Annotated in this window: 17 protein-coding genes and 1 riboswitch; of the genes, 7 read left to right on the top strand and 10 right to left on the bottom strand. The window is 67.8% G+C overall.

The genetic code is table 11. The annotated features are described in order from the left end of the window. Nucleotides 1-84: 84 nt before the first annotated feature. Nucleotides 85-288, bottom strand: a riboswitch (cobalamin riboswitch). An 86-nt stretch (nucleotides 289-374) separates the two neighbouring features. From GWI72_RS06615 to GWI72_RS06590, 6 genes are all read right to left on the bottom strand, one after another. Continuing rightward, on the bottom strand, nucleotides 375-2,135 hold the full coding sequence (locus tag GWI72_RS06615; RefSeq protein ID WP_161708179.1) for an ABC transporter ATP-binding protein: 1,761 nt from the start codon (nucleotides 2,133-2,135) through the stop codon (nucleotides 375-377). Continuing rightward, entirely contained in the window at nucleotides 2,132-3,001 is an 870-nt protein-coding gene (locus GWI72_RS06610) for a metallophosphoesterase (protein WP_161708178.1), read from the bottom strand. The genes GWI72_RS06615 and GWI72_RS06610 overlap by 4 nt, the downstream gene beginning before the upstream one ends. Nucleotides 3,002-3,072: 71 nt before the next feature. After that, complete coding sequence (locus GWI72_RS06605; protein ID WP_161708177.1) at nucleotides 3,073-4,623, bottom strand: ABC transporter substrate-binding protein; 1,551 nt, start codon at nucleotides 4,621-4,623, stop codon at nucleotides 3,073-3,075. A gap of 65 nt (nucleotides 4,624-4,688) precedes the next feature. Beyond that, complete coding sequence (locus GWI72_RS06600) at nucleotides 4,689-5,612, bottom strand: ABC transporter permease (RefSeq protein WP_161673087.1); 924 nt, start codon at nucleotides 5,610-5,612, stop codon at nucleotides 4,689-4,691. A 4-nt stretch (nucleotides 5,613-5,616) separates the two neighbouring features. Next, nucleotides 5,617-6,543: an ABC transporter permease gene (locus tag GWI72_RS06595; RefSeq protein WP_161673085.1), complete on the bottom strand. Its 927-nt coding sequence runs from the start codon at nucleotides 6,541-6,543 to the stop codon at nucleotides 5,617-5,619. A 3-nt stretch (nucleotides 6,544-6,546) separates the two neighbouring features. Then, nucleotides 6,547-7,287: an HAD-IIA family hydrolase gene (locus GWI72_RS06590; protein WP_348272647.1), complete on the bottom strand. Its 741-nt coding sequence runs from the start codon at nucleotides 7,285-7,287 to the stop codon at nucleotides 6,547-6,549. Between the two features lie 304 nt (nucleotides 7,288-7,591). Between GWI72_RS06590 and GWI72_RS06585 the strand changes: the two genes are divergently transcribed. Beyond that, a complete protein-coding gene (locus GWI72_RS06585) occupies nucleotides 7,592-8,512 on the top strand; it encodes a LysR family transcriptional regulator (protein WP_161673081.1) in 921 nt (306 codons plus the stop codon). A 7-nt stretch (nucleotides 8,513-8,519) separates the two neighbouring features. Here the strand turns inward: GWI72_RS06585 and purN are convergent, their stop codons facing one another. Both purN and purM read right to left on the bottom strand, forming a co-directional pair. Continuing rightward, nucleotides 8,520-9,194 (bottom strand): phosphoribosylglycinamide formyltransferase, encoded by a 675-nt coding sequence (purN, locus tag GWI72_RS06580; RefSeq protein ID WP_161708176.1) that lies wholly within the window; start codon nucleotides 9,192-9,194, stop codon nucleotides 8,520-8,522. Next, nucleotides 9,191-10,282 (bottom strand): phosphoribosylformylglycinamidine cyclo-ligase, encoded by a 1,092-nt coding sequence (gene purM, locus GWI72_RS06575; RefSeq protein WP_161708175.1) that lies wholly within the window; start codon nucleotides 10,280-10,282, stop codon nucleotides 9,191-9,193. Before purM ends, purN begins: the two co-directional genes overlap by 4 nt. Nucleotides 10,283-10,492: 210 nt before the next feature. Here purM and GWI72_RS06570 point away from each other — a divergent pair, with 210 nt between their 5' ends. From GWI72_RS06570 to ppx, 4 genes are all read left to right on the top strand, one after another. After that, a complete protein-coding gene (locus GWI72_RS06570) occupies nucleotides 10,493-11,596 on the top strand; it encodes an AI-2E family transporter (RefSeq protein ID WP_348272646.1) in 1,104 nt (367 codons plus the stop codon). A gap of 13 nt (nucleotides 11,597-11,609) precedes the next feature. Further along, nucleotides 11,610-12,293 (top strand): P-loop NTPase family protein, encoded by a 684-nt coding sequence (locus GWI72_RS06565; protein WP_161673073.1) that lies wholly within the window; start codon nucleotides 11,610-11,612, stop codon nucleotides 12,291-12,293. 156 nt (nucleotides 12,294-12,449) lie between these two features. Then, on the top strand, nucleotides 12,450-14,591 hold the full coding sequence (locus GWI72_RS06560; RefSeq protein WP_161674610.1) for an RNA degradosome polyphosphate kinase: 2,142 nt from the start codon (nucleotides 12,450-12,452) through the stop codon (nucleotides 14,589-14,591). Continuing rightward, nucleotides 14,584-16,113, top strand: coding sequence for an exopolyphosphatase (ppx, locus tag GWI72_RS06555; RefSeq protein WP_348272645.1), 1,530 nt, complete (start codon nucleotides 14,584-14,586; stop codon nucleotides 16,111-16,113). Before GWI72_RS06560 ends, ppx begins: the two co-directional genes overlap by 8 nt. Before the next feature lie 289 nt (nucleotides 16,114-16,402). Here ppx and rnd read toward each other — a convergent pair whose 3' ends face one another. Then, nucleotides 16,403-17,578, bottom strand: a complete 1,176-nt coding sequence (gene rnd / locus GWI72_RS06550; RefSeq protein WP_161673070.1) for a ribonuclease D — start codon at nucleotides 17,576-17,578, stop codon at nucleotides 16,403-16,405. A 254-nt stretch (nucleotides 17,579-17,832) separates the two neighbouring features. Here rnd and aspS point away from each other — a divergent pair, with 254 nt between their 5' ends. Together aspS and GWI72_RS06540 are read left to right on the top strand one after the other, a co-directional pair. Further along, complete coding sequence (gene aspS / locus GWI72_RS06545; RefSeq protein ID WP_161709115.1) at nucleotides 17,833-19,617, top strand: aspartate--tRNA ligase; 1,785 nt, start codon at nucleotides 17,833-17,835, stop codon at nucleotides 19,615-19,617. A 115-nt stretch (nucleotides 19,618-19,732) separates the two neighbouring features. After that, a complete protein-coding gene (locus GWI72_RS06540) occupies nucleotides 19,733-21,505 on the top strand; it encodes an ABC transporter ATP-binding protein (RefSeq protein WP_161673066.1) in 1,773 nt (590 codons plus the stop codon). Between the two features lie 106 nt (nucleotides 21,506-21,611). Here GWI72_RS06540 and GWI72_RS06535 read toward each other — a convergent pair whose 3' ends face one another. After that, nucleotides 21,612-23,846: a hypothetical protein gene (locus tag GWI72_RS06535; RefSeq protein ID WP_161708173.1), complete on the bottom strand. Its 2,235-nt coding sequence runs from the start codon at nucleotides 23,844-23,846 to the stop codon at nucleotides 21,612-21,614. Nucleotides 23,847-23,891 lie beyond the last annotated feature (45 nt).

The following is a 23,891-nucleotide window of genomic DNA, read 5'->3' as shown; positions in this document are numbered from 1 at the left end:
GGGGGCTGGGGCAGGGACAGGAGGGCCGCGGCGGTCTCCCTCCGCCACAGCTCTGGCTGCCCCGGTCCGCCCACCGCGATCCGTTGGGTCGTGCTGGCCAGGGCTGGTTTCCGGGCTTCGAGGCGGCCTTGCGGCCCGGATGCGGCACCTTCCCGGGTTGCCCCAGTGGCTCCTCCACCGCGCTCCTGTCCTCGCCACCGTTGCGGGGGCAGCGCCGGCGTTTCACCGGCTTCCCAATTCTCCCTGCCGCGTCGCCGAAGCAGGGCACCCTGGTCCTGCCCCAATCCACCACGGGCGGGCCGTTGCGGATGATCCGAAAACGACACGCCATGCCGGTTCTGCGACGTTGCCGGCTGCGGGCAGAGGGCGGCGGCTCAGGCGGCCTCCGCCCGCACGAAATGGCCGGGCAGCACCTCGACCAGCGGCAGCTGGGCCAGCCGTTCGCCCGGACGCGTGAAGGCGAGCTTCGGGGCAACCGCCTCGCGCAGCCGGCCATCCTTGCGGTTCTCGCCCGGCTTGCCCGAGGGCACGGCGGCCAGCAGGCGGCGGGTATAGCTGTGCTGCGGCCGCGCGAGGATGTCGGCGGTCGCGCCCATCTCGACGATCTCGCCGCCATACATCACCGCGATGCGGTGGCTGACCCGCTCGACCACGGCAATGTCATGCGAAATGAAAAGAAAAGCCATGCCTTCGCGCTGCTGCAGGTCCAGCATCAGGTCCGTCACCTGCCGGGCAATCGAGACGTCGAGCGCCGACACCGCTTCATCTGCAACGATCAGTTTGGGCTGCGCCGACAGCGCCCGCGCGATGCAGAGCCGCTGGCGCTGCCCGCCGGAGAACTGGTGCGGATAGCGGGTGATGCAGTCCGCCTCCAGGCCCACCCGCGTCACCAGCTCGGCAGCCAGCTGCTTTTGGTCCGTCTCGCCGATCAGGCCGTGAATGCGTGCGGGCTCGGTCACCAGCTCATGCACCGGCAGGCGCGGGTTGAGGCTGGCAAAGGGGTCCTGGAACACCATCTGCGCCAGCCGCCGCTCCGGCCTGAGGTCGGCAAGCCGCTTGCCGGTCAGCTCCCGTTCGGCCAGTTCCACCCGGCCCTCGGCCGGCTCCACCAGCCGCAGGATGCTGCGCGCCAGCGTGGACTTGCCGCAACCGGATTCGCCCACCAGGCCCAGCGTCTCGCCCTCGTTCAGCGTCAGGCTGACAGAGCGCACGGCATGAAGCTCCCCCTGCAGGCGGCGCAGGAACCCCTTTCGGACCGGGAAGCGGGTCGAAAGGTCGCGCACGGTCAGCACGGGCGTCGTGCTTGCCGGCCGGGTCAGGCTGCCACTGCCGAGGCGCGGCGTTGCCTCCATCAGGGCGCGGGAATAGGCCGCCTGCGGCGCGCGGAACAGCTCGGCCGTGGCTGCCTCCTCGATGGCCTGGCCATGCCGCAGCACCAGAACGCGGTCGGCGATCTCCGAGACAACACCCATGTCATGCGTAATGAAAAGAAGGCCCATGCCGATTTCATTTTGCAATGAACGGATCAGGTCGAGGATCTCGGCCTGTGTCGTCACATCCAGCGCAGTGGTCGGTTCATCTGCAATGAGAAGATCCGGGCGGCAGGCCAGCGCCATGGCGATCATCACCCGCTGGCGCAGGCCGCCCGACAGCTCGTGCGGGTACTGTCCCAGCCGGCGCTGCGCGTCCGGAATGCGCACGGCGTCGAGCCCGGCCCGGGCTTCCTCAAGCGCCGCGCGGGCACTCAGGCCCCGGTGCCGGATGAACACCTCGGCCAGCTGCGCCCCGACGGTCATCACCGGGTTCAGCGAGGTCATCGGCTCCTGGAACACCATCGACACCCGGTCGCCGCGAATGTCGGTGAGCGCGTCATCGGACAGGGCGGTGAGGTCAATCTGGTCGGCACCTGTACCGAGCAGGATGCGCCCGCCCGCGATCCGTCCGCCTTCGCGCTCGATCAGCCGCAGGATGGCGAGCGCCGTCGCCGACTTGCCGGAGCCGGATTCCCCCACCAGCGCCAGCGTCTCGCCGGCGCGGATGGAGAAGCTCAGGCCCTTCACGGCCTCATGCGCGCCGAAGGCCACTTTCAGGCCCTCGACGGCCAGGACCGGCTGTGCCTCCGGCGCGGCGGTCATGCTGCGGTCCGCCGGCGGGCGGCAAATTCGGGCAGGCTGTCCAACACCGGCATCACCGGCGTCCAGCGGTCCGCCGTCGGCGTGAAGGCAAAGCGCATCGGGTCCTTGCCCTCGACCTGCCAGGAGACGGTGTCGCCAAGCTCCAGGAGGCCGAAGGCCCCGGCCGGTTCTCCCGAGGTGGTGAAGCTCTCGGTCAGCGACTGCTGCGTCATGTGGACGATGCCGTCGACCTTCGTGACCGTGTTCCAGTGCACGTGGCCGGCCATGCAGACCACCGGAACGCGCGCCTGCGCAAGGGCTGCACGTGCGCGCTCGGCATGGGGATAGGTCGAGGCGGACGGGTTGTTCTGGAAATAGTAGTTGCCGGTCTGGGCATGGCCGGAGATGGGCACGTGGCTCAAGACGAGCAGCGGCCGGTCGGCCGTCTGCGCCACGCGCGACAGCCACAGGAGATCGGCTTCCTTCAGCACGAAACCGGAGTGCTCCGGCGTGCGGATGATGCGGCTGTCGGCCCGCCACAGCGCGATGCGCCAGCCGCCGATGTCGAGGGTCTCGTTTGCAAGGCTCTGGCCGAGGATCGCCTCGTTGTCGGCGACCTCCAGATGGTCGCGGTCATGGTTGCCGCAGATGTGGCGCACCGGCGCGGTGATCGGGGCGAAGGCTTCGGCCACCTCGCGCTCCAGCCGCAGGTCGGTGTCGCGGTCGATGTCGGAAATCCGGTCGCCGAGATCGATGACCAGATCCGGGCGTGCGGCGTTGGTGAAGCGGGCGAACTCCTCCATCAGGCCAAGGGCGGTGTCGCCGCGCTTGGTGGCGGAGGGCGCGCCATGATGGATATCGGCAACGAGGGCAAGACGGACGGTCACGGCAAGGATCCTTTTGGCATTGGGGGAAACCGGAGCGCTGCGAGGGGCAGCGCTCCGGCTGGAGGTCAGGCTCAGTTGAAGGAGATGGAGCCGGCGCGGAAGTCGAGCACGTAGGGGATGTGGCCCGGCTTGGGCTGCCAGTTGACCGCGTTCTTCATCGCCCAGGCTTCATAGGGACGATAGAGCGGCAGCAGGGCCGGATCGGCCTTCACGCGGTCCATCAGCTCGGCATAGGCCGCGCGGCGCAGCTCGACGTCGCCGGAGAAGCGGAACTTCTCCCAGGCGGCGGCATAGGCGTCATCCGTGTTGAAGCGGCCTTCCGACTGCGACGGGCCGCCCGGCGCCCACATCACGCCGAAGGAACCGAACGGATCGGCGAAATACATCGGGTTGGACCAGTTGCGGACCATCAGCTCCGGCGAGTTGCCGGTCCACTTGTCGCCGACGTTGATCTTGCCCTTCACGCCGACTTCGGCCCACATTTCCATGATCGCCTGGGTCGCCAGCAGACCGTTGGTGTAATAGCCGGCCGCCGTGTCGAAGGTGATCTCGGAGCCGTCGTAACCGGCTTCCTTGAGCAGCTGCTTTGCCTTCTCCGGGTTGTACTCGAAGGTCTTCAGCTCCGGCATGTAGAGCTCGCCGAACTCTTCCATCGTGTGCGAGGCCGGAACCACGGCCTTGCCGAGCCACAGCGCCTCGTTCAGCGCGTCACGGTCGATGGCCAGCGACAGCGCCTGGCGGATGCGGGCATCCTTCAGCTTCGGATGGTTCTGGTTCATGATCATGACGTGGAACAGGGCGGTCGGCGCACCGAAGGCCTTCATGTCCGGGTCCTTGTCGATCATGTCGAGCTGGTCCGGGGCGATGTTCGTCACGATGTCGGCTTCACCGGTCTTCAGGGCGGTGATGCGCGAGGCGGTTTCCGGCATGTGCTTGACGGTCACCTTGTCGAGCGGGGCCTTGTCGCCCCAGAAGTCGGCGAAGCGCTCCCAGACGATGGTCTGGCCCGGAACGAACTCGGACACCTTGTAGGGGCCGGTGCCGACCGGCTTCAGCGAGAAGGCCTCGAAGTCGTCGTGTTCCAGCTTGGCCGGGTCGCCGGCAAGGCTCATGGTGTAGGCGGCCGGGATGATCATGACCTGCTGCAGGTTCAAAAGCGTCTCCCACAGCGGCTCGGCGCGCTTGGCCTTCACGCGGATGGTCAGGTCATCGACCTTCTCGGCCCCGGCGAAGTTGGAGAAGCGGTCGCGGGCGCGCACCTGGTAGGGCGGGAAGTCGGCCTGGAACATGCGGTTCAGCGAGAACACCACGTCATCGGCGGTCATGGCCGCACCGTTGTGGAACTTTACGCCGTCGCGCAGCTTCAGCTCCATCGTGGTGTCGTCGATCAGCTTCCACGAGGTCGCCAGCGCGGGAACCCACTCGGTCTTGGTCGTGTCGTGGTTCTTGCCGATCAGCGTGTCGAAGCTGTTGTAGTAGAACTGCGAGCCCACGTTGGAATGGTCGCGGCCCGGATCCAGATAGGACGACACGTTGGCCGCGCCGACGGTGATCTCGGCGGACAGGGCAGAGCCGGCGAGGGCGGCGCTGATCAGGGCAGTGCTTGCAAGAAGTCTCAGCATGAATGCCTCCACAAGAGGGGTGAGGAGAGGGAGTAGGGACGTCGGCCGTTCCGGCTTCTGTTGTTTCAGCGGCTGCGCAGGCGCACGTCGGCGCGGTCCCGGAGCCAGTCGCCCAGGATCTGCACGGCAAAGGTCAGGAGGAGGATCACCGCCGCCGGGGCGAGCACGATCCAGGGAGCGGTCGGCAGGTAGTCGCGGCCGATGCCGACCATCGAGCCCAGCGTCGCGGTGGGCGGCTGCACGCCGAGCCCGAGGAAGGACAGGGTCGATTCCAAGAGCACGATGTTGGAGAAGCTCAAGGTGAACTGCACCACCAGCGGCGAGACGATGTTGGGCAGGATATGCCGGCGGGCGATGCGCCAGGGGGTGGCGCCTGCGGCCCGCGCCGCCTCGATGAAGGGCATCTCCTTCAGCTTGCGCACCTCGCCCCGGACGATGCGGGTGTATTGCTCCCAGCCATGCAGGCCGAGCACCAGGATCATCACGTCGAGCCCGGAGCCGAACACGGCCAGGATCAGCAGCGCCACCAGCGTGAAGGGAATGGCGATCTGCGCATCCACCAGCCCCATGATCAGGTCATCGGTCATGCCGCCGGCAAGGCCGGAGAACATTCCAAGAACAAAACCGATGGCGAGCCCGATCACCGCGCCGCAGAGCGCCAGCAGGAAGGTCAGCCGCAGCCCGTGGAGGCAGCGCGACAGGATATCCCGACCGAGTTCATCCGTGCCCAGCAGATAGGCAAGCTTCGCCCGCTCGAAACCGACCGGCGGGCGCAGCCGGGACAGGAGGCTCTGGGCGTTGGGATCGAACGGGGCAATGAGCGGCGCGGCGAGGGCGAGAACCAGCAGGATGAGGGCCAGCACCATGGCGGTCCGCTGCACCGCATTCGCCTCGCGCCACAGATTAAGGAGAGCGGAAAGACCGGGAATGCTGCGGCGGGAGCGTTCGGGCCGGATCACACCGGCCGGAGAGAGCGCGTGATCGGTCATGGGCTTATCCTTTCGCAAGGCGGATGCGCGGATCGGCATAGGCATAGGCAATGTCGATCACGGCGTTGATGACGATGACGGCGATGGCAACGGTGAGGACGCCGAACTGCAGCACCGGGTAATCGCGCAGGATCGCCGAGCGCACGAGCAGCTGGCCGATGCCGGGCCAGGCAAAGATGCTCTCGATCACCACGCTGCCGGCCGCGGCGAGCCCCGCCACCTGCAGGCCAATGACCGACAGCAGCGTGATCGAGGCATTGCCGAGGCCGTGCTTCAGGATCACCCGCCGTTCCTTCAGCCCCTTGGCCCGGGCCGTGCGCATGTAGTCCTGGCTGAGCACATCCAGCATGGCGTTGCGGGTGAAGCGGGTGAGGGCGGCGATCAGCAGGCCGGAGAGGGCGATGGTCGGCAGGATGAAATGCGCCGGCGTGCCATTGCCCACGATCGGCAGCCAGTTGAGCAGATAGGCAAAGACCAGCACCAGCAGCGTCGCCAGCACGAAGTTGGGCACTGCCAGCCCGAGGAAGGCCACCGTCATCACGGCACTGCCCACCCAGGACTTGCGCTTCAGCGCGGCCAGGATGCCAAGGGGGATGGACACCAGCAGCGTGAAGGCTGTCGCGCTCAGGATCAGCTGGGCCGTCGGCCACAGCCGTTCGGCCACCACATCGGCCACCGGCCGCCGCTCCAGGAAGGAGAGCCCGAACTGGCCGTCGACGAAGGCCGCCAGATAGCGCAGGTACTGCGTCCACACGCTGCCATCGAGCCCGTAATAGGCAATCAGCAGCGCCCGGTCCTCCTTGGTGATCCCTTCGCCCAGAACGAAGTCGATCGGATTGCCGGAGAGACGGGTGGCGAAGAACACGAGGGTGACGATCGCAAACAGCGTGATCACCATCTTGGCCAGCGTGCGCAGGGTATAGGCCAGCATCGGTCAGTCTCCCTTGGTCGGTCCGGGCGCGGCGAGCACCGGGGGCAGCACATGCAGGAAGGCAATCCCGGCGCGCTGGGCGGCGATGCCGTCGGTGAGCGGGTTGTCGCCGACAAAGAGGGCTTCTGCCGCCTCGACGCCTGCCCGCCGCATGGCTTCGCTGAGCAGGGCCGTCTGCGGCTTGCCGACGGTCTGGTAGGTGAGGTCGGGCCAGCAGGCAGCCAGCGAGGCGAGCAGCGCGCCGGTCTCCGGTTCCGGCAGGCCATCGGCGCCCGGATGCACCAGATCCGGATTGGCCACCACCAGCTCCGCGCCCCCCGCCAGCACCCGGACCAGCTGCGACAGGCGCACCAGCCCGAAGTCCGGATCCCGCGCCAGCAGCGCCACGTCGGCCATCAGCGTCACCGGGCTCAGCCCCAGCGATCTGGCCAGCGCCTCCAGCCGGCCGGACGCCGCCAGATAGATCCGCGCGCCCGGACGCCGGTCCGCGATGTCGCGCAAGGCCTGTTCGCCGGCCAGCAGGATCCGCTCCGGCGGAATGTCGAAGCCGAGGGTCGCCAGCCGGTCCGACAGGCTTGCTGCCGTGTCGGAGGAATTGTTGGAGACGATCCACAGGCGCGGCCCGCAGGACCGGGCGAAATCGACCGCGCCGGGCAGCGCCGTGGCGCCCGACACCAGGCAGCCGTCGAGGTCGCAGAGCACGGCCGCATAGGCATCGGCGAGCCCGCCTTCGAGCCGCGTCACGGTAAGGGGTCCTGCTGCCTGCATTGCTCGCTCAGCCCTGTCTGCGCCGGACAAGCCTCTGCCGTTGGCGCAAGGACGGGGATCCCGCGCCGGACGGATGCCCGGTTGATGTGGAATGCGGCCAAACCTTTGGATGCCCTTTGGATGTCCTTGGAAGGCTGGCCCGCGTTGAGGCGACACTGCACCGTCACTGTGACGTGGCCGTTACAGACAAAGCCTAGGGTATGGGCAGATCAAACACTTGGTTTGGTCATGCGGATCTTTTGCCGAACTCTTGCCGAACCCTTGCCAGCCGAGCCGTCCGATGTCCCTGACCCTGTCCCGCATCCGCGCCGTCAATGCCGTGGCCGCCGGCGGTTCCTATGCCGCCGCCGCCCGCGCGCTGGGCCTGTCCCAGCCGGCCATCTCCCGCCATGTGCGCGATCTGGAAGCCGAGTTCGGCGTCCGCCTGTTTGACCGCAAGAACGGCCTGCTGCAGGCCACCCCCGTCTGTCTCGAGCTCTGCGACGTGGCCGAGCGCATGGCCGAGGCCGAGCGCCACGCCATGCGCATCCTGATGCGCCACAACACGCTGCTGAATGGCCGGCTGACCATCGGCCTCGGCAATTCCATGCCCGGCATGGCGCTCATCGCTGCCTTCCACAAGCGCCACCCCAGCATCGAGATTGCCGTCGAGACCGGCTCGCACGAGGCGATCACCCGCGCCGTGCTGACCCGGGCCGTCGACATCGGCATCCTGCCGGACGTGCCGCGCGATGGCCGCTTCCGGCATGACCTGCTGATGCGCCAGAATGTGGTCGCCATCGTCCATCCCGCCAGCCCGCTGGCCGGCCTTCCCAGCGTGAGCTGCCAGCGCCTCCTGCAGGAGCCGCTGATCTTCCGCACGCGCGGCTCCTCCACCCAGCGCGTCGTCGACCGCGCCTTCCGCGCAGCCGGCGTCGAGCCGGTGCCGCTGCTGACGCTGGACACCCGCGATGCGGTCTATGAGGCGGTGGTGAACGGTCTCGGCGTCGGCTTCATGTGGCGCAACGGCACGGGCCGCACCGACATTGTCCGCCGGCTGACGGTCACCGAGATGAGCCGGGAATATGACGAGATGGTCTTTGCCCTGTCCGAGGAAAAAAGCGTCCTGCACGACGCCTTCTTCGCCACCGTCTCCGCCTTCCGCGCCGAACAGGACGGCGGGGCAGGGCGGGACGGTGTGGCGGCGCTTGCCGCGCCGTGAAGGACGGTCAGTCCTGCCCGTTCAGGAGCGTCGGGGCGATCAGCTGGCCGGTGGCCTCGCGGGCGGCGTTCGTGAGGACGACGCGGTTGCCCTCGAGCCGCGCCGTGCCGGAGGCAATCAGCGCCAGGGCTTCCGGGTAGATGCGGTGCTCGACCTCGAGCACGCGGGCGCCGAGCGTGTCGGGCGTGTCGCCATCCAGGACCGGCACCGCCCCTTGCATGATGATCGGCCCGGCATCCATTTCGCTGGAAACGAAGTGAACGGTCGCGCCATGCAGCTTCACGCCGGTTTCCAGCGCCCGCTCATGCGTGTCGAGGCCCTTGAAGGACGGCAGCAGGGCGGGGTGGATGTTGAGCATGCGCCCGGCCCAGCGCTCCACCAGCCAGGGCGACAGGAGCCGCATGAAACCGGCCAGCGCCACCAGCTCGATGCCGGCTGCCTGCAGTTCGGCGTCGACAGCCTTCTCGAAGGCCTCGCGGTCGCGGCCGAAGGGCTTGTGATCGACCACCGCCGTGGCAATGCCGAAGGCGGCGGCCCGCTCCAGTCCGCCGGCGTCCGGCCGGTTCGACAGGACCAGCGCGATCTCGGCCGGGTAGTCAGGCGCCTGCGCCGCCCGGATCAGCGACAGCATGTTGCTGCCGCGACCCGAGATCAGCACGCCGACCTTCTGGCGCTTGCTCATGCGCCAAGGTCCAGATGGTTGGCGTAGGCGACATGCGCCTCGCCGTCGCCCGAGCCGGCCTCGATGCGGCCGAGGGTGGAGACGGTCTCGCCGGCCGCTTCCAGTGCGGCCCGTACGGCCGCTTCCGCGCCGGCCTCGACCACGACGACCATGCCGACGCCGCAGTTGAAGGTGCGCAGCATTTCGCTTTCGGCCACGTTGCCGGCCTTCGCCAGCCACTTGAACACGCCCGGCACCGCGATCTTCGCCAGGTCGATGCGGGCAACGCTGCCCTTCGGCAGCACGCGCGGCAGGTTCTCGGTCAGGCCGCCGCCGGTGATATGCGCCAGCGCCTTGATGCCGGAGGTCGCCTTGAGGGCGGCAAGCAGCGGCTTCACATAGATGCGCGTCGGCGTCATCAGCGCCTCGCCGAGCCTGGTGCCGCCCTGGAACGGGGCGTCGGCCTCATAGGTGAGCCCGGAGACCTCGACGATCTTGCGCACCAGCGAATAGCCGTTGGAATGGACGCCGGAGGAGGAGAGGGCGAGGAGCACGTCGCCCTCCGTCACGTCGGGGCGCGGCAGCAGGTTCTCGCGCTCGACCGCGCCGACGGCAAAGCCGGCAAGGTCATAGTCGCCCTTGGAATACATGCCCGGCATTTCCGCCGTCTCGCCGCCGATCAGCGCGCAGCCGGCGATCTTGCAGCCCTCCGCGATGCCGCCGACGACGGCAGTCGCCGTGTCCACGTCCAGCGCGCCGGTGGCGTAATAGTCGAGGAAGAACAGCGGCTCGGCGCCCTGCACCACCAGATCGTTGACGCACATGGCGACGAGGTCGATGCCGACCGTGTCATGGCAGCCGGTGTCGATGGCGACCTTCAGCTTGGTGCCGACGCCGTCATTGGCGGCCACCAGCAGCGGATCGGAAAAGCCGGCCGCCTTGAGATCGAAGATGCCGCCGAAGCCGCCGATGGCGCTGTCCGCGCCGGAGCGGGCCGTCGCCTTGACCAGCGGCGCGATGCGCTTGACGAGCGCGTTGCCCGCGTCGATGTCCACACCCGATTGGGAATAGGTGAGGCCGTTCTGCCCCCCGCGGTCCTGCGCGCTCATGGGTCACGTCTCCGTAAGCCGGTTATGTCCGATGCCGCAGGGCAATGCCTCATTTTGTCAGGCCATGCAATCGGGAACGGCCCTTCGCCCTGCTTTTCCGGCGGATGTTCGCCGGCCTGCGCGGGCCGGCGGCGTTGTCTGCTTGACCATGACGCCCGTGCGCTCCTATCTGGCAGGGAAGGGCCCAAGGGCCGCCCGTGGAGACCTCGCATGACCCTGCGCCGCCAAGTCCAGTTCTGGCTCCTGTCGCTGATCGCCTTCGTCCTGTTCATGATGGTCTTCAGCGCGGTGCTCCTGCCCTTCGTGGCCGGCATGGCGCTGGCCTACCTGCTGGACCCGGTCGCCGACCGGCTCGAGCGGATGGGCATGAACCGGCTGGCGGCGACCCTGACGATCCTGCTGGCCTTCGTCATCATCCTGGCCGTGGTGCTGATCCTGCTGGTGCCGGTGCTCGGCAACCAGATGCTGGGCTTCATCGACCGCCTTCCGGCGCTCGTGCGCTCGCTGCAGAGCCTCATCACCGAAAACCTTGGCGACCGGCTGACCACGATCTCCGGCCTGTCGGTCACGGACCTGCAGTCGTCGCTGGGCGCGATCATGTCTCGCGGTGCCTCCTGGCTTGGCGGGCTGCTCACGTCGGTCTGGAGCGGCGGCCAGGCGCTGCTGTCGATCCTGTCGCTCTTCGTCATCACGCCGGTCGTGGCCTTCTACCTGCTGCTCGACTGGGACCACATGATCGAGCGCATCGACAGCTGGCTGCCGCGCGAGCATGTCGAGACCGTGCGCCAGCTGGCCCGCGAGATGGACGGGGCCGTCGCCGGCTTCGTCCGCGGCCAGGTGTCTGTGTGTTTCCTGCTGGGCATGTTCTACGCCGTTTCGCTGGTCATGCTCGGGCTCAATTTCGGCCTGCTGATCGGCATCGGCGCCGGTCTCGTCAGCTTCATTCCCTTTGTCGGGGCCGCGCTGGGGCTGATTGCCTCGATGTCGGTCGCCATCGTGCAGTTCTGGCCGGACTGGCCCTGGATCCTGGCCGTCGCGCTGGTGTTCGGCGTCGGCCAGTTCATCGAGGGCAACATCCTCCAGCCGAAGCTCGTCGGCGCCAGCGTCGGCCTGCATCCGGTGTGGCTGATGTTCTCGCTGTTTGCCTTCGGCTACCTGTTCGGCTTCGTCGGCCTGCTGGTTGCGGTGCCGGCGGCGGCCATGGTGGGCGTGCTTGCGCGTTTTGCCCTGACGCAGTACCTAGCAAGCCCCTTGTACCGGGGCGCGGGTGGTGGCCACAATGGGCCGTCCGTCGCCGCGCAGCCGGAGGAGTAACCTGCGTCCGATCATGCCAGAGACACCGCGTCAGCTTCCCCTGATCCTGCCGCACGAGCAGGCGCTCGGCCGTGATGACTATCTCGTGGGGCAGGCCAACCGCGCGGCGCTGGAAATGATCGAGAGCTGGCCGTCCTGGCCGGCCCCCGTCACGATCCTCGCCGGACCGGTGGGCAGCGGCAAGACCCATCTGGTCGAGATCTGGCGGCGCCTGTCCGGGGCCACCGTGCTGGAGGCGCGCGCGCTCACCGAGGCTGCGGTTGCCGATCTGGTCGCCGCGGGCCCCGTCGCCCTGGAAAATGCCCATCGCGGCGTTGACGAGACCGCGCTGTTCCATCTCATCAATGCCGCGCGCCAGGCCGGCGTCAGCCTGCTCGTCACCAGCCGAACCTGGCCGGCCGCCTGGAACCTCACGCTGCCGGATCTGGTCTCGCGCCTGCGGGCCGCCACGCCGGTGGAAATCGCCGAGCCGGATGACGACCTCCTGCGCCGGGTGCTGGTGAAGCTGTTTGCCGACCGGCAGGTCATGATCGATCCATCGGTTGTTGATTATCTTGTGGTACGCATGGAACGCTCGCTGGGCGTTGCGGGCCGCGTCGTCGAGGCGCTCGATGCGGAAGCGCTTGCCGGCGGCTGCCGAATCACGCGTTCCCTTGCGGGGCGTGTGCTCGAGCGGCTGGAAAGCGGCACGGACTGATCCGCAGCCGACAGCGGGGCTGCATCCGGCAGGGCCGGGACGAAAACGGGAAAGGGAACGATCGTGCAGGACAGGTTGGAAGTGTCGCAGCTTGGCGCGGCAGCCGCCATCCCGGCCGGAATTGCCGGCCAGGTCACTTTGAGCGAGGTTCCGGCCATGTCCGTCGAAGACCTGATGCAGTCGCCTGCGCGCTTCATGAACCGGGAGCTGTCCTGGCTGCAGTTCAACCACCGGGTGCTCGAGGAATCCGTCAACACGAACCATCCGCTTCTGGAGCGGCTGCGCTTCCTGTCGATCTCGGCCAACAATCTCGACGAGTTCTTCATGGTGCGCGTCGCGGGCCTGCGCGGCCAGCAGCGGGCCGACGTGACCTTCCGCTCCGACGATGGCCTGACGCCGAGCGAGCAGCTGGAACGCATCACCGCCGCCTGCCAGCGCCTGCAGAGCGAACAGCAGCGCCTGTGGCGCCAGATCCGCTCCGAGCTGGTCCAGTCCGGCATCCGCATCCTGCTGGCCCAGGACCTCACCGCCGAGGAGCGGGTCTGGCTCGAGGGCCATTTCCTTGGCCACATCTTCCCCGTCCTGACGCCGCTCGCCATCGATCCGGCGCATCCGTTCCCCTTCATCCCCAATCTCGGCTTCTCGGTCGTGTTCGAGCTGGCGCCGATCCGCGGCGGGCGCGGCATGACCGCGCTGCTGCGCGTTCCCGGGCATATGGACCGCTTCGTCCGCCTGCCCGACACGGGGCTCGGCGAGGCTCGCTTCATTACCATTGAAAAGGTCATCGGACTCTTCGTCGGGCGTCTTTTCCCTGGATATGAAATCAGGGGCAAGGGCGCCTTCCGCGTCATCCGCGACAGCGACATCGAGATCGAGGAGGAGGCCGAGGATCTCGTCCGCCTGTTCGAGAGCGCGCTGAAGCGCCGCCGTCGCGGCTCGGTCATCCGGCTGGAGATTGACGGCACCGCGCCGGCGTCGCTGCGAGCCTTCGTCACCAACGCGCTCGGCGTCACCGATGCCGAGACCTTCCTCGTCGATGGCCTGCTGGCGCTCGACAACCTGTCCCAGCTCGTCGCCCTCGACCGCGAGGACCTCAAGTTCGAGCCCTACACGGCCCGCTTCCCCGAGCGCATCCGCCAGCATGGCGGCGACTGCTTCTCGGCCATCCAGCAGAAGGACATCATCGTCCACCACCCCTACGAATCCTTCGACGTGGTGGTGCAGTACCTGCGCCAGGCCGCCCAGGATCCGGATGTGGTGGCCATCAAGCAGACGCTCTACCGCACCTCCAAGGACAGTCCCATCGTCAAGGCGCTGGCCGAGGCGGCCGAGGCGGGCAAGTCCGTGACGGCGCTGGTCGAGCTGAAGGCGCGGTTCGACGAGGAGGCCAACATCCGCTGGGCGCGCGATCTGGAGCGCGCCGGCGTGCAGGTGGTCTTCGGCTTCATCGAGCTGAAGACCCACGCCAAGCTGTCGATGGTCGTGCGCCGCGAGAGCGGCGAGCTGAAGACCTATGTCCACATCGGCACGGGCAACTACCATCCGATCACCGCGCGGGTGTACACGGACCTGTCCTATTTCACCGATGATCCCGACATTGCCGCCGATGTGGCCCGGGTCTTCAACTTCATCACCGGTTACGCCGAGCCGGCCGAGCTGAAACGCCTCGCCGTCTCGCCGATCACCCTGCGCAACCGCATCATCGAGCTGACCGAGGCCGAGATCGGCCACGCCCGCGCCGGGCGGCCGGCCCAGATCTGGATGAAGATGAACTCGCTGGTCGATCCCGGTGTCATCGATGCGCTCTACCGGGCAAGCCAGGCCGGCGTGCAGGTGGATCTCGTCGTGCGCGGCATCTGCTGCCTGCGGCCGGGCATCCCGGGCCTGTCGGAGAACATCCGCGCCAAGTCCATCGTCGGCCGCTTCCTCGAGCACAGCCGCGTCTTCTGCTTCGGCAACGGCCACGGCCTGCCGTCGCCCGACGCCCATGTCTACATCGGCTCGGCCGACATGATGCCGCGCAACATCGACCGCCGCGTCGAGATCCTGGCGCCGATGCTGACGCCCACGGTGCACGAGCAGGTGCTGAACCAGATCATGGTGGCCAATCTCAAGGACAACCAGCAGAGCTGGCGCATCCTGCCCGACGGCTCGCACGAGCGCATCTCGCCCGCGCCCGGAGAAGAGCCCTTCAACGCCCATCGCTATTTCATGACCAACCCGTCCCTGTCCGGCCGGGGCAAGACCGTTGCCGCCGATGCCCCCCGCCACATCATGGAGCGACCGAAGCGTGGCTGACCGCAACGCCAAGCATCCCCCCGCCAGGGGCCGTCTCAACGGATCGGGGCCGATCGCCGTCATCGACATCGGCTCCAACTCGGTCCGCCTTGTGGTCTACGAACGCGAGGCCCGTGCGCCCACGATCCTGTTCAACGAGAAGCTTCTCGCCGGTCTGGGACGCGGGCTTGCCACCACCGGCGAGCTGATGCAGGAGCCGGTGCAGGCCGCGCTTGCGGCCCTCCACCGCTTCCGCTGCCTGTGCGAGCACATCGGCGTCCAGTCCATCCACGTGCTGGCCACTGCGGCCGCGCGCGATGCCAGCAACGGCCCGGCCTTCGTGGCCGAGGTGGAGCGGGTCACCGGCGTGCCGGTGCGCATTCTCAACGGCTCCGAGGAGGCCTATTACTCCGCGCTCGGCATTGTCTCCGGCTTCTGGAAGCCGCAAGGCGTTGTCGGTGATCTCGGCGGCGGCAGTCTCGAGCTTGTCTCCATCGGACCGCGCGGCGTGGGGCAGGGGGAAACCTTCCCGCTCGGCGGCCTGCGCCTGCAGGAAGCCTCGGGTGGCCGCATCGCCCGGGCGCAGAAGATCGTCGAGGATGCGCTCGCCACAGCCAAATGGCCGACCCGCGCGGCGCGCCACACCTTCTACGCCGTCGGTGGCACCTGGCGCTCGCTCGGCCGCCTGCATCTCTTCGAGGCCGGCTACCCGCTGCATGTCATGCACAATTACGAGATGCCGGCGGAAGAGGCGATCGAGTTCTGCCGCATGGTATCCCAGCGCGACGTCGAGAGCCTCGACTACATCGAATCCGTCTCGCGTCAGCGGCGGGTGCTGCTGCCCTTCGGGGCCGTGGTGATGGAAAAGGTGCTGCGGGCGATGAAGGCAGACCGGGTGGTCTTCTCCGCCACCGGTGTCCGCGAGGGGCTGCTCTACGAGATGCTGCCGCCGGCGCTGCGCAAGGAGGATCCGCTCCTGTCGGCAGCACGCGAGCTGGCCATGCTGCGCGCGCGCTCGCCCGAGCATGCCGAGGAGCTGATCACCTGGACGGACCGGCTCTATCCGGTGATCGGCATCGAGGAGACCGACGACGAGCGCCGCCTGCGCCACGCCGCCTGTCTCCTGTCCGACATCGGCTGGCGCGCCCATCCGGACTACCGGGGTGAACAGAGCCTCAACATCATTTCCAACGCGGCCTTCGTCGGCATCGACCATCCGGGCCGGGCCTTCCTGTCGATGGCCGTGTTCTACCGGCATGCCGGCCTGAACGACGATGCCCTGTCGCCGCGGCTGCGCGAGCTGACGCCGACCCGTCTCAAGGAGCGCGCGCGCATTCTCGGTGCGGCGCTCCGGGTGGCGTCGCTCGTCTCCGCCTCCATGCCGGGCGTGCTGCTCGAGACCGGGTTCCTGCTGACCGAGGACGAGCTGATGCTCAGGCTGCCGGCCCGTCTGGCGCATATGGATGGCGAGCGGCTGCGCAAGCGCGTCAGCCAGTTCGGCAAGCTCATCGGGGCCCGGGGCACCGTCCTGCCGCTGCCGTAAGCTGCAAAAGGCAAGCCCCTGCGGCCAAACGCGGGGGCTTCGCACGGATGACAATCCTTCATCTTCATCCCGGGCGCCGCGCGGCGCAGACCCGGGACCGCAGGGTCACCGTCTGTCCAGCTTTTTCTCATTGAAATGGTTAGGCTTCGGCGCTCCGGTCCCGGCCCGGCACTTCGCTTGGCCGGGATGACGCCGGAGAGGTCGAGGCGGGTCACCAGACCGACGCCCCTCCGGCCAGCCACCGGGGCCGAGATCCCGGAAAACCGCGGACTGCCGCACCGCCGAAAGGCTATTCGGCCGCCACCACGCCGCGCTTGTCCTGGTCGAGCGCCACCACCTGACGGCCGTCAAAGGCAAGGGCGATCTCGCCCCGCTTCAGCTTCAGTGCCATCTCGCCGAACATCTCGCGCCGCCAGCCGGTCAGGGCCGGCACATCCGCCTCGTCATCGGCGGCGATCCGTTCCAGATCCTCCACCGTGGCGATGACCTTTGCCGCGACGCCCTGCTGCTCGCTCACCAGCTTCAGGAGCACCTTCAGCAGGTCGACTGCGGCGGCCGAGCCGTCCGGCGCCTGCTTTCCCTTCGGGATCTTCGGCAGCTTGTCCTTCGGCAGCCCCAGTGCAGCGTTGACGGCCTTGAGGATTTCCTCCGCCGGCTTGGAGCGCTCGAAGCCGCGCGGAATGGTGCGCAGGCGACCGAGGGCTTCCGCGTTCGACGGCTGCTGCGCGGCGATCTCGTAGATCGCGTCATCCTTGAGCACACGCGAGCGCGGCACGTCGCGGCTCTGTGCCTCGCGCTCGCGCCAGGCGGCAACCTCCATCAGCACGGCGAGTTCCACCGGCTTGCGCACCCGCATCTTCAGCCGCTGCCAGGCTTCCGCCGGCTCGGTGCGATAGGTGGCCTCGGAGGTCAGGACCTCCATCTCGTCCTGCACCCAGTGCGAGCGGTCCTGTTCGGCGAGGTTCGCCTTCAGGAACTGGTACACGTCGCGCAGGAAGGTCACGTCCGCGAGGGCATACTCCAGCTGCTTCTGCGTCAGCGGGCGCCGCGCCCAGTCGGTGAAGCGCGACGACTTGTCGATCCGCGCTCCCGTGATCCGCTGCACCAGCTGGTCATAGGAGACGGAATCGCCGAAGCCGCAGACCATCGCGGCGACCTGCGTGTCGAACAGGGGATGCGGGATAAGACCGCCGAGATGGAAGATGATCTCGATGTCCTGGCGGGCGGCGTGGAAGACCTTGGTCACCTTCCCGTCGCGCATCAGCTCGAAGAACGGGGCAAGGTCGAGCCCGTCGGCGAGCGCGTCGACGATATAGGCATCGTCCGGCCCGGCCAGCTGGATGACGCAGAGCTTCGGCCAGAACGTGGTTTCCCGCAGGAACTCGGTGTCGACGGTCACGTAGTCGTGCGCAGACAGACGGCTGCAGGCGGCGGCGAGGGCTTGAGTCGTAGTGATTACATTCATGGTAAGTCCGGTCTATATCGCAGTCTTGCCACGATGTCGCCATGAAACACGGGGCTTTCGGCGGCGCGCTGCGTGCTTTTGCGCCGCTGTTGCGCGATTGCCCGTCGTCCCGGGCCAGTCCTCAGGGGGGCGGGCACGGCCGCACCGGCGCGCTCACTTGACTTTGCCTCTGTGTCGTGGCTTGTCCACCCCAAATCTCCGTCCGCAGCCGTGGCCGGAGCCCCTTGTCATTTGCCGAGATCATCGAGGATTTCATGCACCGTTACCGGAGCCACACGTGCGGCGAGTTGCGCGCGAGCCATGTCGGGGAAACCGTCCGCCTCTCGGGCTGGGTGCACCGCGTGCGCGATCACGGCGGTCTGCTCTTCATCGACCTGCGTGACCATTACGGCATCACCCAGTGCGTCGTCGATCCGGACAGCCCGGCCTTCAAGCTGGCCGAGACCGTCCGCTCGGAGTGGTGCATCCGCATCGACGGCAGCGTCAAGGCGCGTACCGCCGAGACGGTCAATGCCAACCTGCCGACCGGCGAGATCGAGCTGTTCATCCGCGACATGGAAGTGCTGGGGGCGGCCAAGGAGCTGCCGCTGCCGGTGTTCGGCGAGCCGGACTATCCGGAAGACGTGCGTCTGACCTACCGCTTCCTCGACCTGCGCCGCGAGACGCTGCATCGCAACATCGTCAAGCGCACCCAGGTGATCGCCGCCATGCGCCGCGAGATGACCCGCGTCGGCTTCACCGAATACTCGACCCCGATCCTGACGGCCTCCTCGCCGGAAGGCGCGCGCGACTTCCTCGTGCCGAGCCGCATCCATCCGGGCACCTTCTACGCCCTGCCGCAGGCGCCGCAGCAGTACAAGCAGCTCCTGATGATGGCGGGCTTCGACCGCTACTTCCAGATCGCCCCGTGCTTCCGCGACGAGGACCCGCGCGCCGACCGCCTGCCGGGCGAGTTCTACCAGCTTGACCTGGAAATGAGCTTCGTCACCCAGGAAGACGTCTGGAACACCATGGAACCGGTGATCCGCGGCATCTTCGAGGAATTTGCCGAAGGCAAGCCCGTCACCCAGACCTTCCGCCGCATCGCCTATGACGACGCCATCCGCATGTATGGCTCCGACAAGCCGGACCTGCGCAACCCGATCGTCATGGAAGCCGTCACCGGGCATTTCGCCGGCTCCGGCTTCAAGGTCTTCGCCAACATGATCGCGGGCAACCCCAAGGCCGAGGTCTGGGCAATCCCGGCCAGGACCGGTGGCAGCCGCGCCTTCTGCGACCGCATGAACGCCTGGGCCCAGTCCCAGGGCCAGCCGGGTCTCGGATACATCTTCTGGCGCACCGAGGGCGACAAGCTCGAGGGTGCCGGCCCGATCGCCAAGAACATCGGCGAGGAGCGCACCGAAGCCATCCGCCAGCAGCTCGGCCTTGGCGACGGCGATGCCGTCTTCTTTGCCGCCGGAGATCCGTCGAAGTTCTACAAGTTCGCCGGTGAGGCCCGCAACCGCGCCGCCGACGAGCTGAACCTCATCGACCGCGACCGCTTCGAACTCTGCTGGATCGTCGACTTCCCCTTCTACGAGTGGAACGAGGACGAGAAGAAGATCGACTTCGCCCACAACCCCTTCTCGATGCCGCAGGGTGGCATGGACGCGCTGGAAAACCAGGATCCGCTGACGATCAAGGCCTTCCAGTACGACATGGTCTGCAACGGCTTCGAGATCGCCTCGGGCTCGATCCGCAACCAGTCGCCGGACCTGATGGTCAAGGCCTTCGAGAAGGTCGGCCTGTCGGCCCAGGACGTGGAAGAGCGCTTCGGCGGCCTCTACCGCGCCTTCCAGTACGGCGCGCCGCCGCATGGCGGCATGGCGGCCGGTGTCGACCGCATCATCATGCTGCTGGTCGGCGCGAAGAACCTGCGGGAAATATCGCTGTTCCCGATGAACCAGCAGGCGCAGGATCTCCTGATGGGCGCACCGACGCCGCCGAGCACGCAGCAGCTGCGCGAGCTGCACCTGCGCCTCAACCTGCCGGCCAAGTGATCCGGCCGGCCGCTTGATCTGACCGCGCGGCGGCCCGGCCCGGGCCGGACTGCCGCCGGTTCTTGTCCGTCCTGCCGCTCATGGCCGCGCCAGGTCCCACAGAAAGGCGACAGACTTGAGCCTGAAGCGCTGGTTCTCCGATCCGGACGGCTCTTTCGTCCTCATCCGCCGGCTGATTGCGGAAAACGCCCGCGAGCATGTGCCGGGCTATGCGCTCACGTTCCTGTTCATGGCGCTGATCGCCGGCTCCACGGCCGCCAGCGCCTGGATCATGCGCGACGTCATCAACGAGGTCTTCATCAACCGTGACCAGTCCATGGTCACGGTGATCGCCATCGCGGTCATGGCCATCTTCACGATCAAGGGTCTTGCGACCTATGGCCAGCAGGTGCTGATGAGCCGCATCGGCAATGCCATTGTCGCGCGCATCCAGAACCGGCTGTTCGAGGTCATGACCCGCCAGGACATGGCCTTCTTCGACCGCACGCCGCTCGGCGATCTGGCGACCCGCCTGGCGCACAACGCCCAGGCCGCCCGGGGCGTCATCGACATGGTCATCCTGTCGCTTGGCCGCGACATCCTGAGCGTGATCGGCCTCGTCGCCGTCATGGTGCTGCAGGATCCCGGGCTCAGCGCCATCGCACTGCTGATCATGCCGCCTGCGGTCTTCGGCGTGTCGCTGCTCGTGCGCCGGGTGCGCAAGCACGCCAAGTCCCAGTTCGTCTCCACCACCAAGATCGTCTCGGCCGTGCAGGAGACCGCCATCGGCATCCGCGTCGTCAAGTCGTTCCGGGTCGAGGAGCGGATGCGCCAGGAGATGGGCAAGGCCATCCGCGATGTGGAGCACCGGTCCAACCGGATCGCCTCGCTGACGGCGCGCACCTCGCCGCTGATGGAGACACTGGGCGGCTTTGCCGTGGCGCTGGTCATTCTCTACGGCGGCTTCAGCGTCATCGAGCGCGGTCAGGACCCCGGCACTTTCTTCGCCTTCATCACCGCGCTGCTGCTGGCCTACGAGCCGGTCAAGCGCCTGGCCCGGCTGCATGTCAACCTGAACTCAAGCCTCGTCGGCGTCCGGCTGATGTACGAGATGCTCGACCGGCCGCCGTCCTTCGCCGATCTGCAGGGGTCGGCCGCGCTGGTCGTCGGGCCGGGCGAGGTCCGTTTCGACGCGGTCACCTTCGCCTATGGCGAGGCGCGGGCGCTGAACGGCCTGAGTTTCGTGGCCGAGGCTGGCCGCGTCACCGCGCTCGTTGGCGGGTCCGGGGCAGGCAAGTCCACCACCTTCAGCCTGATCGAGCGCTTCTATGACGTGACCGGCGGGCGCATCCTGATCGATGGCCAGGACATCCGCGACGTGACGCTTGCCTCGCTGCGCGACCACATCGCCTTCGTCACGCAGGACACGTTCCTGTTCGACCTGTCCGTGCGCGACAACATCGCCCTCGGCCGGCCGGGGGCCTCCGATGCCGACATCATCCGTGCGGCGATGGATGCCAATGCGCATGAATTCATCGAGGCGCTGGACCAGGGCTATGACACGCCGGTGGGCGAGGGGGGCGGACGCCTGTCCGGCGGCCAGCGCCAGCGCATCGCCATTGCCCGGGCCATGCTGCGCAACGCCCCCATCCTGCTGCTCGACGAGGCAACCTCTGCCCTTGATGCGGAATCCGAGGCCAAGGTCCAGAGCGCGCTCAAGCGCCTGATGCAGGGGCGGACAACGCTGGTGATCGCCCACCGGCTCGCCACCGTCCGCGACGCGGACCGAATCCTGGTCCTCGACCAGGGACGCCTTGCGGAGGCCGGGACCCATGACGAGCTGGTCGCCCGCGACGGTCTCTACCGACGCCTGGCGGATCTCCAGTTCCGCGAGACATCCGGCCGCTGAGGCGGGCGCGGCCGCGTCTCTGCTTTGCGCCTGTCCCGTCTCTTAGTTGCTCCTGCCCGGAGACAACTGAGGCCCCGGATCGCTCCGGGGCCTCGTGTTTTTCAGCTTACTTGCTGCGCACCCGCGCGTTCAGCACATCGGGGATGCTGTTCGGCGAGGTGGCGACCATGCCGATCAGCTGCGTCACCGGGACCGGGTTTTCCGGGGCGATCTCGATGACGATTTCCTTCGGGTCGATCAGGAAGGCGCGCAGGGCCTGGATCAGCTCCTCGCCGAAGCGGGTGGCTGCCAGCGGGCCCATGTCGTTGGCGGCGGTGTCGGCAAGGCCCATGGCCAGCGTGTCGGCCGACAGGTTGGCATCCTTGGCCTGCTTTTCCAGGAAGGCGCGCACGATCTTGGCATCGCTCGAGCGCACCATCGCCGACTTCACCGTCGCGCTGGCCAGCGCCACCTGCGCCATCTCCGGCGTCTCGAACAGCGTGCGCGGCACGCTGCCCAGGACGAAGCTCATCTTGAACGAGCCGCCATCCTTCATGGTGAAGCTCAAGTCCTCCAGCGCCAGGTCGCCCGTGGTCTCGTTCCAGGTTGCCTTCAGGTTCTGGTCGATGACCACTTCCTTGAGGTTCAGGGACGACAGGATGGCGTAGGCGTCGGGGTCCTCCACGAGGGACAGCGGGAAGCGGACGCCACGCATCGACAGGCCGATGTCGGTCGGGATGCGGTTGATGTGGCCCCGCTCCGCCTGCCGGTATTCATCCACGGTGACAAGACCGCCCAGCGTCGGGGCGTCGAGCGTCAGGCCGATGATCTCGAACAGGCCAATGATCGGCCGTGCGGCGAGGGTCTGCAGCACATCCGGTTCCTCGCCCGACAGCCCGATCTGCATCAGCGTCGAGAGGCTCGGAAATTCCAGATCGCTCACGGCGACGCGGTCGAACGTCAGCTTGCCTTCGTTCTTCACCTCGCCCGTCAGGCCGTTGATCGAGAACTCGCCGAGACCCGCCGTCGAGGCCTGCCGCACGACGACGCGCTGGACCGAGCCGCCGGCGTCGGTGGCCGTCAGCGTGATGCCGTTGATCTCGCCGGTGCCGATCTCGAACAGGCCGATGGCCTCCAGCATCGCCCGGCCCAGATCCTCATCGCTCACCGCCGTCTCGTCGAGGGTGACCTGGTCGAGCATCGGCAGGACGCGGAGCGCGGCCGTGTTGCTGACGCCGATGTCCGCGCCGCGGATGCTGGCCACAGCCACCTCGAAGCTCTTGCCCTTGATCCGGATGTCGGCCGCATCCTGCTCGGCGATCAGGGTCTTGCGGTTGGGGTCGGTGCCCTGGCCGAGCAGCGACAGCAGCGGCATCACGTCCGCGCCACGCGTCACCTGCCGGCCGACCGTCACCTCGATCGTCTCGAGACCGTCGCCCGTCAGGGACGGCATCACTTCGGTCTGGACGGTCTTCTCGATCGAGGTTTCCTCGATGCGCCCGTTGGCCTGGTTGCGCAGGATATAGGTCTGATAGACGGTCGAGGATTCGGAGCCGTCGACATTGGTCTGCGTCGCCGACAGGGTGTCGACGGAAAGCCGGTCCGTCTCGAAGTCGAGCAGCAGCTTGGCAAGCGGCAGGTACTGGGTCACCGGCTTCTGCGGATCGTTCGGCAGCGGCGGAAACGCCGGCCAGGCCAGGTTCTCCGCAACCGTGTTGCGCTGCACGACGACGAGGGTCATGTCCTGCAGGGCGTCGGCGTCCAGAGCGTCGGCGGCCCCGGCGTCGGCACGCGTGTCCGGGGATGGCGTGCCGGAGGGGACCCCGCTCGGGGCCCTGGTCTCGCTTTCGGTCTCGCTTTCGGTCTGGCTTCCGCTCCCGGTGTCTGTCTCCGCGCCTTCGCCGTCACCGTCCGTGGTGGCGTCCTCGTTGGCGGCGTCGGCACTGTCCGGCGCCGGCGTGGTGTCGAACATGTCGGCGGGCAGGGTGACCTCAAAGGTCAGGTCGCCGGGGATGCGGATGGATTCGGCCGAATAGCCCTTCGCGGTCCGCTCCACGCCGGTCAGGGTCGCCGTGTCATAGGTCACGCGCACCTCGACCTCATGGCCACTGTCCGTGGGCAGCGGCAGCGAGAAGGTGATCTCGCCGTCATGCAGCGTCACGTCGCGCTCGCTCAGCCCCGGCTCGACACGGCCATAGCGGGCAACCGTTGCGCCCCAGGCGAGATACTGCTCGTTCCACTCGCGCGCCAGGTCGGCGGCGGTTTCGGCATGGGCGGGCAGCGGCAGGCTCATCACGCCGGCAACGAGGGCCAGGCGCAGCGAGCGACGGCGGAGCGGCAAGGGGAGGGGTCGGGCGAGCATGGGGCGCCTCCAGAAAAGATTGCGCCAGCGGCGCGGGGCAAAGGG

Source organism: Pannonibacter sp. XCT-53 (genome assembly GCF_009915765.1).
In the GTDB taxonomy this organism is placed as follows: Bacteria; Pseudomonadota; Alphaproteobacteria; order Rhizobiales; family Stappiaceae; genus Pannonibacter; species Pannonibacter tanglangensis.
This window is presented reverse-complemented; position numbering and strand designations above follow the sequence as displayed.

Excerpts from the sequence above, each read along its gene's own strand:
- GWI72_RS06615 (WP_161708179.1), bottom strand. The coding sequence starts at position 2,135 with ATGACCGCCGCGCCGGAGGCACAGCCGGTCCTGGCCGTCGAGGGCCTG.
- GWI72_RS06605 (WP_161708177.1), bottom strand. The coding sequence starts at position 4,623 with ATGCTGAGACTTCTTGCAAGCACTGCCCTGATCAGCGCCGCCCTCGCC.
- GWI72_RS06600 (WP_161673087.1), bottom strand. The coding sequence starts at position 5,612 with ATGACCGATCACGCGCTCTCTCCGGCCGGTGTGATCCGGCCCGAACGC.
- GWI72_RS06595 (WP_161673085.1), bottom strand. The coding sequence starts at position 6,543 with ATGCTGGCCTATACCCTGCGCACGCTGGCCAAGATGGTGATCACGCTG.
- GWI72_RS06585 (WP_161673081.1), top strand. The coding sequence starts at position 7,592 with ATGTCCCTGACCCTGTCCCGCATCCGCGCCGTCAATGCCGTGGCCGCC.
- purN (WP_161708176.1), bottom strand. The coding sequence starts at position 9,194 with ATGAGCAAGCGCCAGAAGGTCGGCGTGCTGATCTCGGGTCGCGGCAGC.
- purM (WP_161708175.1), bottom strand. The coding sequence starts at position 10,282 with ATGAGCGCGCAGGACCGCGGGGGGCAGAACGGCCTCACCTATTCCCAA.
- GWI72_RS06570 (WP_348272646.1), top strand. The coding sequence starts at position 10,493 with ATGACCCTGCGCCGCCAAGTCCAGTTCTGGCTCCTGTCGCTGATCGCC.
- GWI72_RS06565 (WP_161673073.1), top strand. The coding sequence starts at position 11,610 with ATGCCAGAGACACCGCGTCAGCTTCCCCTGATCCTGCCGCACGAGCAG.
- GWI72_RS06560 (WP_161674610.1), top strand. The coding sequence starts at position 12,450 with ATGTCCGTCGAAGACCTGATGCAGTCGCCTGCGCGCTTCATGAACCGG.
- rnd (WP_161673070.1), bottom strand. The coding sequence starts at position 17,578 with ATGAATGTAATCACTACGACTCAAGCCCTCGCCGCCGCCTGCAGCCGT.
- aspS (WP_161709115.1), top strand. The coding sequence starts at position 17,833 with ATGCACCGTTACCGGAGCCACACGTGCGGCGAGTTGCGCGCGAGCCAT.
- GWI72_RS06535 (WP_161708173.1), bottom strand. The coding sequence starts at position 23,846 with ATGCTCGCCCGACCCCTCCCCTTGCCGCTCCGCCGTCGCTCGCTGCGC.